This is a genomic window from Paraflavitalea soli (assembly GCF_003555545.1).
Lineage (GTDB): Bacteria > Bacteroidota > Bacteroidia > Chitinophagales > Chitinophagaceae > Paraflavitalea > Paraflavitalea soli.
In genome coordinates, this window is record NZ_CP032157.1 from 1,964,214 (window position 1) to 1,978,841 (window position 14,628).

Genomic DNA, 14,628 nt, shown 5'->3' on the forward strand with positions numbered 1-14,628 from the left:
GCTATGATCAACCAGCAACATGCGCCTTTCTTCACGGTTTCTTTTCTGCATGATTATTTCACCTCCAAAAAGTGTGGGGATGTGGAAGTGGTTCCGGCCACCGATTGCCTGGCATTGTTCAAAGGCCTCAACCTCCAGTGGCGCAATACCGCCAGCGAATTCAGGACCTGGATTCTGATCAACGAATTGGGTGGCCCCTTTATCAATAATCCCCTGGCTACACCGCCCGATGACAAAGTTTACCGGAAGTATTATGAACAGAGCATTTTCCGCCTCTACCTCAAAAGCAGGAACAACCTCTTCTCCAATTACACCAATATATCACCGGTAAACGGCAAGAAATACTATTTCAGCAATGTAGCCAACAATAAACGAGGCAGCGTGCTGTTTGCTTCCAAAGCCATAGCCGATCATGCCAATGCTACCAACTATGTGCCAGGTACCATGGTCATGAAACCCGGCACGGACAATGTTTTTGAAGCCATTACCAAACATACCAGCGTGGCCGTGGCTGATCTCAACGACACCAGTAAATGGGAGCCTTTGAGTGCTGCAGCTTATCCTACCGCCAATGATCAGGTGGAATGCAGCACCAGCGGACAGTATACGTTGGCCCTGCCGGCCCCCGTACCCCGGGCTGAGATAGCTATCTATGCCTTTGATTTCAATCCCGTTACACCCGGGTTTACCATCGCCGTCGGCGAAAAAGAAATTCAGTACTTCAATGTGGGAGAGGAGCAATCCGCCATTCCCGTAAAGCTATCACACCTGAAACCTGGCAGGTATAAAATAACCGTCAATGCCACTTCCAGGGAAGTGTACTACGATCCTGCTCTCCAGGATGAAAGCATATTGGGTATCATGGAAATATTCAACCATTTACCCGCCGCCAATACCTATGCTTTCCTCAATGCAGCCGAGATCATACAACCAAAGCAATACACCATTCAGTTTCCGGCCAGAAGGGTACTCTGGAAATATACCCGCAAGGATGCCAGGGCATTGTCCCTCACCGATACCGGTGGCACGGCCTATGCCTTTTCATTGCTTAGCAACGATTTTGTTTCCCAGAAACCAATCCCCCTGGCCGAGGCAGCAGTAACCACCCTTGTCCTCACTTTTAATCCGCCCGACTTTAAGCTGACCGCCGTACCCAATCCACCTTTCAACAGGCTGGGTAAGTACACCCAGGCCGGCTACGATTACCTATGTTCTGAAATGTTTCTAAACTATTAAATAATAAAATCTCCTGATTATGGCCTCCACGTACAAAACTCCCGGGGTATATGTTGAAGAAATATCCCTTTTTCCTCCCTCAGTGGCACAGGTAGAAACTGCCGTACCAGCCTTCATAGGATATACCGAGAAGGCATTTAAAAATGGTGAATCACTCCTCAAAAAGCCTACCCGCATCAATTCGCTCAGCGAATATGAAGCCTGGTTTGGCGTAGGTCCCAATGTGACCTACAATGTCTACCTCGACACCAACGATGCAGTGATGCAGGTGATCCCTTCCTCCACCTTTTACATGTACGAGAGCCTGCGGCTGTTTTATGAGAATGGCGGAGGCAAATGCTACATCATTTCTGTGGGAGATTATGGAGGTACAGCACAGATCGCCGAACTGACCGGTGGTCTGGGGCCATTGGAAAAGGAAGATGAGCCAACCCTGATCGTTTGTCCCGATGCCGCATTGACCGACGGCAGCCTCTATGATTTTCAGCAGGCAGCCCTGTTGCAATGCGCCCGCCTCGGTGATCGCTTTGTGATCATGGACCTGCTGAAAAGTGATGAAAATACGCCTAACCAATCCGTGGTCGATAGGGTAGGCCAGTTCCGCAATAAGATCGGTATCAACAACCTGAAATATGGCGCTGCTTATGTGCCGTATGTTTTTTCTTCTCTTCCCAAAACCATCCGCTACCGCAATGTGAGCCTCTTCCGCGGAGCGCCTCCCGGAACAGCCTTGTCACTGGAAGCACTTACTTCCGACAACAATGCCATTCAACTCATCTTTGATCTGGCCAATGCTAAAAAAGCCAGCGATACCCTCAAAAGTTATATTGCAGTAGGCGCACCGGGCATCCTCACCGGCACCAGCAAATCATTCGAAGAAGAATTTAAAAAGTTATTCGACGCCTACGCTACTGCACTGGCTGCCGATAAACGGGCCAGATTAAGGGACATCTATAACTTCGTTCAGAAAATACTGGTCACCCTCAATACCTTCCAGGGAACACTGCCCACCAAGGTAGGCGCCACGCCCAACCCGGCATCTAAAACCAACTCCGTATCGTTTGTACTCAAAGACGATATCACCGGCGTGATTGCCAGCAGTGGTATAAAGAATGTAATGGAGACCCTCATCAAGCACAGCAACGCTTCCAAAGCAGATGATGCGTTGGATGAAGTGTTTACTCCAAGTGCCGATTTAACCACCGCAATTACATTCGTAGGGGCCAATGCTGCTGCTACAGATGCTGGTCTGGTAGCTCAATATGCCGCTTTCCCCCAGGCTGAATTAAAGTATGATGAAGCCAAAAAAGCCGTTAGCGCAGCATTCACTTCCTTCATTAATTTCTTCTACACCATACAGGCCGCAGCAGCGAATTATGAAAGGACCTTGGATACCAGCCTGGCCAACTCATTCGGTGTTTATAAAGACATACTGGCTAAGATCTCTACATCCACTTCCCAACTGCCACCAAGTGGCGCCGTGGCCGGTGTATACGCCATGGTCGATGATCAGCGCGGCGTGTGGAAAGCACCCGCCAATGTTAGCCTCAACTCCGTAGTAGGCCCGGTGGTGCCCATCGACAATGTACAGCAGGATGAATTCAATGTGGATACCAATGCCGGCAAATCGGTCAACGCCATCCGCGCCTTTACCGGCAAAGGAACCCTCATATGGGGCGCCCGCACATTGGCAGGCAACGACAATGAGTGGCGCTACATCTCCGTACGCAGGTTCTTCAATATGGTGGAAGAGTCCGTTAAAAAAGCTACCGGTCAGTTTGTATTTGAACCCAACGACGCCAACACCTGGGTCAAAGTAAAAGGCATGATAGAGAACTTCCTCACCGTATTGTGGAGGCAGGGAGCATTGGCAGGCGCCAAAGCCGACCAGGCCTTTTTTGTGAAAGTGGGGCTGGGACAAACCATGACCGCACAGGATATTCTCGAAGGCAAAATGAATGTGGAGATCGGGATGGCCGTTGTAAGACCCGCAGAATTCATCATCCTGAAATTCTCACACAAAATGCAGGAAAGCTAGCAGGTGAGAGGTCAGAGGTCAGAAGTGAAACGAATAGAGCGCTTAGCATAAGTGTATTCCTTCTGTATTCTGAATTCTGTATCCTGTATTCTTTCCCCTCAATTAAACGGATCAATATTTAATAAAAGATCATTCTTAAAACAACAATACCATGGCAGAATATCCATTACCAAAATTCCATTTTCAGGTAGAGTGGGGTGGCGATAAGATCGGTTTTACAGAAGTTACCGGTCTTGAGGTCACCACCGATGTGATTGAATACCGTGATGGCGCCAGCCCCGAATTTCACAAGATCAAAATGTCGGGCATGCAGAAGTTCACCAACATCACCCTCAAGCGGGGCAAATTTGCCAAGAACAACCAGTTCTTCAGTTGGTGGAACAAGCAATCCATGAACAAGCCCGAACGCAGGGACCTTACTATATCACTGCTCAATGAGAACCATGAGCCCGTTTTTGTATGGAAGGTAAAGCAGGCCTGGCCCATTAAAGTAAATGCCGGCGACCTGGGCGCCGATAAGAACGAGGTCATGATCGAAACCCTGGAGTTGGTACATGAAGGCCTCACCATGGAAGCCATACCATAAACCTTACCCGCATGTCAATCTTTGAATATCCTCCCGTGGGGTTCCACTTCAATGTGGCTTTTGAACTGTTTCCACAAACGCCCAACGACTTCCGTTTCCAGGAGGTCAGCGGCCTCAATGTGGAATTGGAAATGGAAAGCTTCAAAGAAGGTGGCAATAACCGGTTTACCTGGCAATTGCCCGTACGTTCCAAGTATGAGGACATCACCCTCAAAAGAGGCATGATGCTAGGATCGGGTATTGTATTGTGGTGCCGCAAAGCATTGGAGAATTTTGAGTTTGAGCCCATCAATATCATGATCTCCCTGCTCAACGACCAGCATATTCCCCTCATGAACTGGCATGTCATCAACGCCATTCCCAAGAAGTGGACCGTCAGCAATTTCAATGCAGGAGAAAACGCAGTCGTGGTAGAATCCATGGTATTATCCTATCAATATTTCCAGGTATTGCGCATCTAAATGAACAGCTATGAGTATTGAAGTCAAAGAACTGCATATTAAAGCCGTGGTAGCCCCGGAGCCGGCGCCGCGTAATGATAAGCCGGCGGCTGCTATGCTGGAAAAAATGAAGAAAGACATCCTGAAAGAATGCATACAGGAAATTAAAGCCATTATGAACGAACAAAAAGAAAGATAGCCATGCTGGAAATGGGCAAAATAGAGAAGTTGTGGATCGAATCCTTCCTCGACAATGAGGCCGGTTCACAACCGCGTAATATTGACGGGAAAACCAAATTCTATGCCCTGGTCAACCCGGAAAATTTTACCCGCAAGTATGCCATCGAATATGTAGACCAGAATATTCCCAATACCACCCAACAGGCCAAGTATTTCCGCACCAAGCCCGAGGAATTCAAACTCGACCTGCTCATAGACGGTACCGGCGTGGTAAAAGATGCAGGCATCATCAACATCGGTATTACCAATCCTTTCGAAGATTCAGACAACGATGTAACTGCCCGCATAGAACTGCTCAAGAAATTCTGTTACAACTATGAAGGTGAGATCCACCGGCCTTGTTACATCAAGATCTGCTGGGGCACCGCCGATGGATTGTTCAAAGGCATTCTTACTTCCCTGGATATTGATTATAAATTGTTCCGCCCGGATGGGAAACCCATCCGGGCCATGGCCCACATCAGTTTGATCAGTGCCCTCAATCCCGAAGAAGCTGTGCGGCTGGAAGACAATCGTTCACCCGATATCACCCACCAACGCATATTCAAGGCAGGTGATCATTATACACTGTTGGTCAATAAGATCTACAACGACCAGAACTATTATATCGATGTGGCCAGGGCCAATAAGATGCCCGGCTTCCGGAAAATAGCCCAGGGCGCCAAAATCAATTTTCCACCCATTAAATAGTCAAAACAAGTGGCTGTTGCCAGGACCATACCAACAAATCAGAACCCCGATACAACCACCGTTACGGTAAAAGTAGGCGGCGAAGAACTGTCCCGTGAAGTAGGTGTTGAAGAAATTACCATCAACAAAGAGATCAATAAAATTCCCTGGGCAAAGATCAGGATTGCCGATGGCGATCAGTCCATAGAAGATTTTACGATCAGTAACCAGGACACCTTCCTGCCAGGCAAAGAAATTGAGATTCAGTTTGGTTACCGTTCCGATACCAAAACCGTGTACAAGGGTATTGTTACCAACCATAGTAACTATATAGCACCTAAAAAATCAGCTTTACTGGTAGAATGCAGAGACAAAGCAGTGAAGCTCACCATTGGCAGAAAGAATAAACATTACAACGACCTCAGCGATAGCGATATCGCCGAAGAGATCATCAACCAATATGGTCTCGATAAAGAGGTAGAGAGTACTTCTATTACCCACAAAGACCTGGTGCAGTATGACCTCACCGATTGGGATTTTATCGTGTCCCGCATGGATATGCTGGGCCTGCTGTGCATGGTGAATGATGGAAAGGTCACCCTCAAAAAACCTGACCTGGGCGGCGCTTCCGTATTGGATGTATTGTTTGGTGCAACCATATTGGAATATATAGCAGAAATAGATGCACGTCATCAGCCAAAAGGATTGAAAGCCTCCTCCTGGGATTACACCAGCCAGGAAGTAAAGGAAGTAGATGGCAACGAACCTGCTGTCAGTGAAGAAACCGGCAATCTTTCCGCGAGTGACCTGGCCGATGTGATCGGGCTCGATAAATTCCTGCTCATCAATGCAGGCAAGCTCACTGAACAGGAATTACAAGCCTGGGCCGACGCCAAATTACAAAGGCAAAGACTGGCCAAAGTGCGGGGCCGGGTTAAATGCCAGGGATTTCCCGATGTGCTGCCCGGCAACTTTATAAAACTTAACGGTGTAGGTGAACGCTTCAACGGACCCGTATTTGTAAGCGGCGTAAAACACCTGTACAAAGAAGGCGATTGGAGTACCGAGATCAGCTTTGGCTTGTCATCCGAATGGTTTGCAGAAAGCGTCAATCCCTACCATCCCCAGGCAGCCGCTGGCATGATGCCTTCCCCACAGGGACTGATGATCGGTATTGTGACCGACATAGAAGACCCCGATGGCGAGGACCGGGTAAAAGTAAGGGTGCCCGTTATCAACAATAGCGAGCAGGGCATTTGGGCCAGGGTAGCCATGCCCGATGCCGGAGATGGACGCGGTTTGTTCTTCAGACCCGAGGTCGATGATGAAGTGATCGTGGGTTGTATCCACAATGATCCGCGCCACATGATCATCCTGGGAATGCTCAACAGCAGTGCCAAACCAGCGCCCATTACCGTCACCAGCACCAATGATGAAAAAGGATACGTGAGCCGGGAGAAAATGAAATTCATATTCAACGACAAAGAGAAGGCCATTAAGATAGAAACACCCGGTGGCAGAAAAGTGACCATTAGCGATCAGGACAGCGTTATCACCATTGAAGATAAGGACAACAACAAGATCACCATCAACAGCAGCGGCATTACCATCGAAGCGGCCAGTACCCTTACCCTCAAAGGAGGGTCCGAGGTGAAGATCGAAGCACCGAGTATATCAGTCAATGGAAGCGCCACCACCGAGATCAAAGGCGGAATGGTGAAGATCAATTAAGCAGAAAGTCAACGGAACATGTTACGCTATTCAAAGCGCGGCAGCAATCCGAAATGCTACATTCTAAATTCGAAATCGCCATGCCAGCAGCAGCAAGAGCAGGAGACATGCATACTTGTCCAATGGTAACCGGCACCGTGCCACATGTAGGCGGCCCCGTGCTGCCACCCGGCGCACCCACCGTATTGATTGGCGGTATGCCCGCCGCTACAGTAGGGGATATGTGCACCTGTACCGGACCGCCGGATACCATTGTCAAAGGTTCCGGCACAGTAATGATCGGTGGCAAACCAGCCGCCAGGATGGGCGATAGCACCGCCCATGGTGGATCGATCGTATTAGGCGATGCCACCGTGATAATAGGAGGGTAGTGAGGAAGAAGCAAGTGAAAATGAATAAGAACGCCAAATTACAGGGACTTGCCAACGATCAGGAACTGTAAAGCGCGGCAGCTATGCTGAATTCTAAATTCTGGATTCTAAATTCTAAATGCTATGTCTTTCTTAGGTACCGGTTGGAGTTTTCCACCAGCATTTGATCCCCAGCTCGGCATCGTACAGATGACGAGCGATGAAGTGGATATTCAAAGCAGCCTCGAAATACTACTCAGCACCAGGCTGGGAGAGCGCGTCATGCAACCCACCTACGGCTGCAACCTCGATGAAATGCTGTTTGAACCCCTCACCACCACCTTAAAGACCTATATCGCCGACCTGATCCGGACCGCCATCCTGTACCATGAGGCCCGCATCACCGTCAACAAGATCGATATGACCGAAAGCAACGACCTGGAAGGGCTGGTACTGATCAAGCTGGAATACACCGTCAAATCAACCAATAGCCGGTACAACTATGTATTCCCCTATTATAAAAATGAAAAGACATAGTAGGTGGGTCACCCTTGTGTGGTGGCAAATGCAGCGCTGATGGGTGGCTCACCTTACAAAAGGCAGCCAGCCCTCAAAACGCAGCACCAATTCGAAATGCTAAATTCTAAATTCGACATTTACCATGCCTGATTGTATTTCCAAAAATCCCTTGCAGCGTTCCGGTACCAGCCAGTATAAGCGGGTGCTGCAGGCTTTACTGCCAGGCTATGCACAGGTAGACGAAAGAGACTATGCAGACCTCATCCTGTTTGCCAAAAGCTATGCAGGCTACCTCAACTATTATGACCCCACCAATAAGAAAAATGGCGATTGGCTGCCCCTGATGAAAATGGACATCAGCGTTTCACTGGCCACCATTGCCCGTCAAAATGCAGCTTCCTGGTTTACTTATATACAGGAATTGTACAAACAGATACAGGACACCAGTAACCCCGTCTTGTTAAAACAGTATTATACTTCCATTTATCATTTAATAGCTACCCTTATTTACCAGTTGGACGAACAGCTGCAAACCTTACCCAAAGATTTTGCCTATACCGAATACCTCAATATCACCATCGCTTCCCGCCTGGCCGATCAATGGTCTAAGATCAAAACTTACTATATAGAATCAGCCAAGCCCGCCAATGCTATGATCAATGAGGCCGCCCCCCTGTCTCCGCCCGAAACACCCATCCAGGTACAAAGGGCAGGCAGCCTGCTCGTCAATAACCTGTCCGATGTATGGACCACCGTTCCCTTCATTCCGCCCATCAATGGCGCCACGCCGGAGGAAAAGATCAAGAACACCGTCAACCACAGCATATTTAAGGGACTGATAGAAAGCCTGCTCAAGGCCTACAGCGCCGTGATTGATAATGCCGGCAAATACCTGGAGGAAACCATGGAAAGTTTTCCTTCCCATACACCCCATTACGCCCTTTACCTCACCTTCCTGAAGTTATTCCGTGTAGCCCAGGACCACATCAATAAATTTACCGATCGCCACCTCTCTTTTTATTATAAGGATATCCTGCGGCTCCGGTTGCAGGAAGCACAACCCGACCTGGTACACCTGCTCTTTGAGCTGCAAAAGAATATTCCCCGGCACCTGCTGAAGAAAGACACCGTATTCAAAGCCGGCAAGAACAAGGTAGGGCAGGAGCTCTTCTATGCACTCACAGATGACATAGTGGTCAACAAAGGAAAAGTAAAAAGTATTAAGTCCATCCTCGCTCAGCAGGAAGTCGGCTATACCACCTTATTTGCAGCGCCTGTCAGCAATTCAGACGACGGCAAGGGAGCGCCCCTTACTACGCCCGACAAAAGCTGGGAACCCTATGGCAATCCCAAAACGCATGACACTGCGACCATTGGTTTTGCCGTGGCGCATCCCCTCCTGTATATGCAGGAAGGATTCAGAACAGCCACCCTTTCATTTACTTTTAATAACAATTCCCTCGACGGCCTTGGCCTCGCCAATGACCTCATCGTAAAAATAACCGGCAAAAAAGGATGGCATGAAGCCCATGTAAGCCTCGCCGGCGTATTTGGCACCACACTCTCTGTGGTCTTCAGCCTTGGTTCAGACGAACCCGCCTGGATACCCTACGACGAAACAATACACAAGGCAGGTTATTTAACCGGATTGCCCGTGGCACAACTCCTGGTAAAGAACAACAAAGGAGAAGCCAACAAGATCGATAAGCTATCATCCGTATTTGTTACCCAGGTGGGCGTATATGTAAGTGTCAATGGTATTAAGACCATGGCCCTGCAAAATGAGATTGGTCCCCTGGATGCCGCCAAACCATTCCAGCCCTTTGGCCCTTCCCCGCATTTCGGATCTTCCCTCATCATCGGCAGCAATGAAGTGTTCCTTAAAAACAGATCGGCCGTTGTAAATGCCACACTCAATATTGAATGGGATAAGATCGATCGCTTTGACTGGAACAAATACCTGGCATCAGAATTTGTAGACAGGAAAGTGCGCATTAAATACCTGCACAATGGCGACTGGCAGGAGAACACCTCAGATAGCACACATGAACAAATCATTTTCGACCATACCGATCCAACCATCGATGGCGTAAAATACCATTGCAGCAATAAAGAAAGCCTCACCATTAACCTGCCTTCATTCAATAACAACTTTTCTTTTGCGCCCAACGAACAATACTCCGTGAAAGCAGAGAGTGGATTTATGAAGATCGAACTCAGGGGTGATTTCGGTCATTCCGACTTTATAAAACGGTTTACTACCGCCACCCTTACGACACCGTCTTCATTGCCTTTCGAACCGTATACACCTACCATAAAATCGATGACGCTGAGCTACAGCGCTTCCGCATCCATCAACCTCAACCTGGCCACTGCAGAAAGCTTCTCTGAACAAAACGGGTTCTTTTACCATATTACCCCCTTTGGCCATACTGTACAACATCGTTCATTCCTCGGCGCAACAGCCGCCATCACCTTACTGCCCATGTATACCAATGAAGGTGAACTGTACATTGGCATTGATAATTTCAATGCCAGCCAGTCACTCAACCTGCTGTTCAAAGTATCCGACGGCAGTGCCGATCCCGCTTTCGACCGGCAGCCTCTGCAATGGACCTTCCTCGCAGCCAATAACCAGTGGCTGCCTTTCGACCAATACTCAGTGGCCGATCAAACCAATGACCTCACCAAAACCGGCATCATTCGTTTTGCATTGCCGGCTACCGCTGTCAGTGCCAATACCATCATGGGCGAGCAGCTTTTCTGGATCAGGGCCACCGCCGCCATCCACACTGCCGCTACCTGCAACCTGGTGGATATTCATGCACAGGCCGCCACCGCGGTGCTCTTTGATTACCACAAAGCAGGCATCGTGTATACAGACATTCTGCCGGCAGGCACCATTGCCAAATTGCTCATCAGCGATTCATCTGTCAAAACCATTCAACAGCCCTACAGCTCCTTTGGCGGAAGGATCAAAGAACCAGCCAATAAATTCTACAACCGCGTAAGCGAACGCCTGCGGCATAAGAACAGGGCCATCACCATGTGGGATTATGAGCGCCTTGTATTGCAGCAATTCCCGGATATCTATAAAGTAAAATGCATCAACCACACCAAGATCAACAGCCCCGGCACAGGAGATAATGAACTATGCCCAGGCCATGTGCTGGTGGTACCCATTCCCGACCTCACTGGCAAAAATGCCATCAACCCATTAAAGCCGCAAACCAGCATTGGCACCCTCGAAGAGATCAAAAAATACCTGCGCCTGCATATATCCCCATTTGTACAACTACAGGTAAAGAACGCCCGCTTCGAAGAGATACAACTCGACTTTAAAGTAAAATTCTATACCGACGACGGCGCCTATTACAGCAACCTCCTCATCACCGAAATTGAACAATACCTGTCCCCCTGGGCATTTGGGGGCACCCAGGAAATTGAATTTGGGGGCAGGATCAGCAAAAGCAAACTGCTGGATTTTATAGAAGAACGCCCTTATGTGGATTACCTCACCTGTTTCAAGATGCACCATATTGTCAACGGCATCATATCCGGCGATGTGGAAGAGGCCGTAGCTACTTCCTCCCGCTCCGTATTTGTGTCCTATGCCGGCAATGAAACACTGGGTATTCCCAAACACATCATTGATTATTTAAACCCGGATTGTAATTGCTAATGGAAACAGCCATATTCATACCCAAAGGTCGTAAGCTGGAAGACGCAGAGAACTACCAGCTGCTGCGCAGCAAAGGCATGGAGTACATTGAAAAACTGTCCAGCACTTTGTGGACAGATTACAATACCCATGATCCCGGCGTTACCATCCTCGAAGCACTCTGTTATGCTATTACCGAACTGGGTTACCGCACAGGGTTCGATACCAAGGACCTGCTGGCAACCGAAGATGGCACCGTCACCAAAAACCAGGCATTCTTTACAGCCCGCAACGTACTGACCACCGAACCCGTAACAGTAGAAGATTACCGGAAACTCCTGGCCGATATTATTGGCATCCACAATGCCTGGCTATTCCCCAAGGCCAATGTGGACGACCTTAACCCTGCCGGCGGCGATCTGATCCCTGCGGCGGAAGTACCCTTGTATCCCCTCTGCGCCAAAGACAGCCTGGTATATGATCCTACCGATCATACAGCCATCGACATCCGCGGTCTCTATGATATAATGCTGGACCTGGAAGCCACCGATGAATTTGGCGACCTCAATTCCGGCAACATCATCTATACCTTCAGTGAACCCCAACTGCAACAGGTGCAGATAGAGATCGTACTGCCCCGCTGGAATGAAGTGGACCTCGATTTCATGAAAGACATTGCCGATGCCATCATCACCATCCAAAGCATCGCCGTTACTAAAAAACCGCAATACTGGGAAATAAAGGTCACCTATAGCGATGCCCGTACTTTTACCTATTATGTGGTAATTGCCCTCCGCCAAAAAGTAAAAGACCTGGAAGCCCTGATCGAAAAAAGGTTAAAAGAAATAGCCCTCGACGATCCTTCCAACACACCCGATCCTACCTTCCCTTTACACAAGGCTTTCTTCCAGCTCTATAACAGGAAGCAACAGGAAACCATCAGGCTCATCAACCAGGCCAAAACCGCCTTCCATGCCCACCGGAATCTCTGCGAGGATCTGAGGCATATAGATACCGTAATACCCGTACCCATTGGTTTTTGCGCCGATATTGAAGTGCGACCCGAGACCGACATCGAACAGGTAATGGCTGAAGTGTATTTCCAGATCGAGGAATACCTCAATCCTGATATCAAATTCTATTCCCTGCAGGAAATGGTCAACAGGAACATTCCGGCAGAAGACATCTTTGAAGGACCCAAACTGGAACACGGATTCATCGACACCCTGGAATTAATGAATACCCAGCTACGCAGCGAGATCAGGGTGTCAGATATTATTAACCTGATCATGGACGTAGAAGGAGTGGTAGCGGTGAAAAATGTATTGATCAGTGAATACGATAAATGGGGCCAGCCTGTTTTACCCAGCCAGAAATGGTGCCTGCATTTACTTCCTTACCACAAGCCTATCCTGCAGGTCAACTTCAGCAAAATATTGTTCTTTAAAGACCACTTGCCTTTTAAGGCCAATGCAAAAGAAACCGCCGATATCCTTTCTGTATTAAGAGGCATCAATGAGCGCGCCAAGTTAAAAGGCCATGCCAACGACTGGCCCGCTCCCGAAGGCACCCATTACCAATTGGATGACTACTACAGCGTGCAGTATGAATTGCCGCAAACCTATGGCATCAGCAAAGCCGGGTTGCCTTCCACCGTACCAGCCGAAAGAAAAGCGCAGGCCTTGCAGCTCAAAGCTTACCTGATGTTTTATGACCAGCTATTGGCCGATTTCTTTTCCCAGCTGCACCACGCCAAAGACCTCTTTAGTCTGGATGATACCATTCAGCAAACCTATTTTGCGCAATACATTACCGACATTAAAGACATTTCACTCCTTTATAAAAAAGTAAACGACCTGCGCACCGGGCTCGATGTATCCCTGCAGGATGCCCTCAAGTCGCCCAAAGCACCAGGCGCTTTACCGGCCCAGGATATGGCCAATAACAACCAGCACTACCAGCTCATTGAATCACTCGATACTTTCTACGACCGGCGCAACCGTTTCCTCGATCACCTCCTGGCCAGGTTTGCCGAATCATTCAATGAATATGTGCTCATGCTGTACACCATTACCAATGGTGAAAAGATCAAAAAAGAGAACGACAAGCTCATCAAGGACAAGATTGCCTTCCTCAAAGACTATCCCGTAGTGAGTGCAGAAAGAGGCAAGGCCTTTGATTACCTGTCGCCCTCCTGGAATACCAGCAATGTGAGCGGACTGGAAAAACGCGTGGCGCGCCTCACCGGTATTGCCAATTATGATCGGCGCAACCTGTTTTGTTATATCGACATCAAGATCATCAACGAAGGCACCGTGCCTAATCCCAAATATGTATTCCAGGTTGTGGACCTCGCTGCCAATATATACTTCGTGTCACTCCAGCAGTATGACAAGTATGAGACCATCGACATCCTGGTCAATAAGGTATACAATAGCCTGGCCCACAAGGACCATTACTATTTGGATAAAGTAACACCGGCCAAGATCTATGTACGCTTAAAGGATGGGTACGGTAAGCCCATCGCCGTCAGCAATTCTTATTTCACCAAGGAAAGCACTGCCAACGCCTTCATTGATGACGCCATTGCCAAATTTGCCCCCACCTGCGAGGCAGAGGGCGTGTACCTGGTAGAACATCTCTTGCTGCGGCCCCATTTTCCCGTAACCGCTGTATTGCCGCAAACCAAGGAAGAGAAATACAAACTTATGCAGGTATGCCTGGGTGAGGACTGCGATTTCTGCGGTGAAGAAGATCCGTATTCCTTCCGGGCATCCGTAATCCTGCCTTACTGGCCTGAACGCTTCAGAGACCTCGACTTCCGGCGCTTCTTCGAAAGGACCATGCGCACAGAAGCCCCTGCACACATTTCATTGAAGATCTGTTGGGTGAATTATACAACCATGCAAACATTCCAGGCCCTGCTCAAAACATGGCTGGAAGCCTTGCGCGATTATGAACTGGATCTGATACAAGACGATACACTAAAGCAGGACCTGCTGCGCGAAGCCAGTAATAAAATGGTGGAGTTCCTGGCCAACGTGCACAGTGAATATCCCGAAGCGCGCCTGCACGATTGCGAAACAGGTGTCACCAATCCGGTTACCCTGGGCAGCACCGTACTGGGAAGTTTTTAATTGAAAAAATTACTTTAAAAA

General features: G+C 48.7%; 11 protein-coding genes. All 11 read left to right on the plus strand.

From position 1 onward, the window contains the following. Positions 1 to 3: 3 nt before the first annotated feature. The 11 genes from D3H65_RS07235 to D3H65_RS07280 all read left to right on the plus strand — a co-directional run bounded on the left by D3H65_RS07235 (position 4) and on the right by D3H65_RS07280 (position 14,607). Entirely contained in the window at positions 4 to 1,236 is a 1,233-nt protein-coding gene (locus D3H65_RS07235; protein ID WP_162915466.1) for a hypothetical protein, read from the plus strand. 19 nt (positions 1,237 to 1,255) lie between these two features. Next, on the plus strand, positions 1,256 to 3,274 hold the full coding sequence (locus D3H65_RS07240; RefSeq protein WP_119049617.1) for a phage tail sheath C-terminal domain-containing protein: 2,019 nt from the start codon (positions 1,256 to 1,258) through the stop codon (positions 3,272 to 3,274). A gap of 151 nt (positions 3,275 to 3,425) precedes the next feature. Beyond that, on the plus strand, positions 3,426 to 3,860 hold the full coding sequence (locus tag D3H65_RS07245) for a phage tail protein (RefSeq protein ID WP_119049618.1): 435 nt from the start codon (positions 3,426 to 3,428) through the stop codon (positions 3,858 to 3,860). Between the two features lie 11 nt (positions 3,861 to 3,871). Continuing rightward, positions 3,872 to 4,321 (plus strand): phage tail protein, encoded by a 450-nt coding sequence (locus D3H65_RS07250; protein WP_119049619.1) that lies wholly within the window; start codon positions 3,872 to 3,874, stop codon positions 4,319 to 4,321. 10 nt (positions 4,322 to 4,331) lie between these two features. Beyond that, complete coding sequence (locus D3H65_RS32825) at positions 4,332 to 4,499, plus strand: DUF5908 family protein (RefSeq protein ID WP_162915467.1); 168 nt, start codon at positions 4,332 to 4,334, stop codon at positions 4,497 to 4,499. 2 nt (positions 4,500 to 4,501) lie between these two features. Next, positions 4,502 to 5,230 carry a CIS tube protein gene (locus D3H65_RS07255; protein WP_119049620.1) on the plus strand — a complete coding sequence of 243 codons (729 nt, stop codon included), beginning with the start codon at positions 4,502 to 4,504 and terminating at the stop codon, positions 5,228 to 5,230. A gap of 9 nt (positions 5,231 to 5,239) precedes the next feature. Next, entirely contained in the window at positions 5,240 to 6,940 is a 1,701-nt protein-coding gene (gene vgrG / locus D3H65_RS07260; RefSeq protein WP_119049621.1) for a type VI secretion system tip protein VgrG, read from the plus strand. 80 nt (positions 6,941 to 7,020) lie between these two features. Beyond that, entirely contained in the window at positions 7,021 to 7,311 is a 291-nt protein-coding gene (locus D3H65_RS07265) for a PAAR domain-containing protein (protein ID WP_119049622.1), read from the plus strand. Between the two features lie 123 nt (positions 7,312 to 7,434). Then, complete coding sequence (locus D3H65_RS07270) at positions 7,435 to 7,827, plus strand: GPW/gp25 family protein (protein WP_119049623.1); 393 nt, start codon at positions 7,435 to 7,437, stop codon at positions 7,825 to 7,827. Positions 7,828 to 7,951: 124 nt separating this feature from the next. Continuing rightward, positions 7,952 to 11,491, plus strand: coding sequence for a baseplate J/gp47 family protein (locus tag D3H65_RS07275; protein ID WP_119049624.1), 3,540 nt, complete (start codon positions 7,952 to 7,954; stop codon positions 11,489 to 11,491). Beyond that, positions 11,491 to 14,607 (plus strand): hypothetical protein, encoded by a 3,117-nt coding sequence (locus D3H65_RS07280; protein ID WP_119049625.1) that lies wholly within the window; start codon positions 11,491 to 11,493, stop codon positions 14,605 to 14,607. Before D3H65_RS07275 ends, D3H65_RS07280 begins: the two co-directional genes overlap by 1 nt. The last annotated feature ends 21 nt before the right edge of the window (positions 14,608 to 14,628 follow it).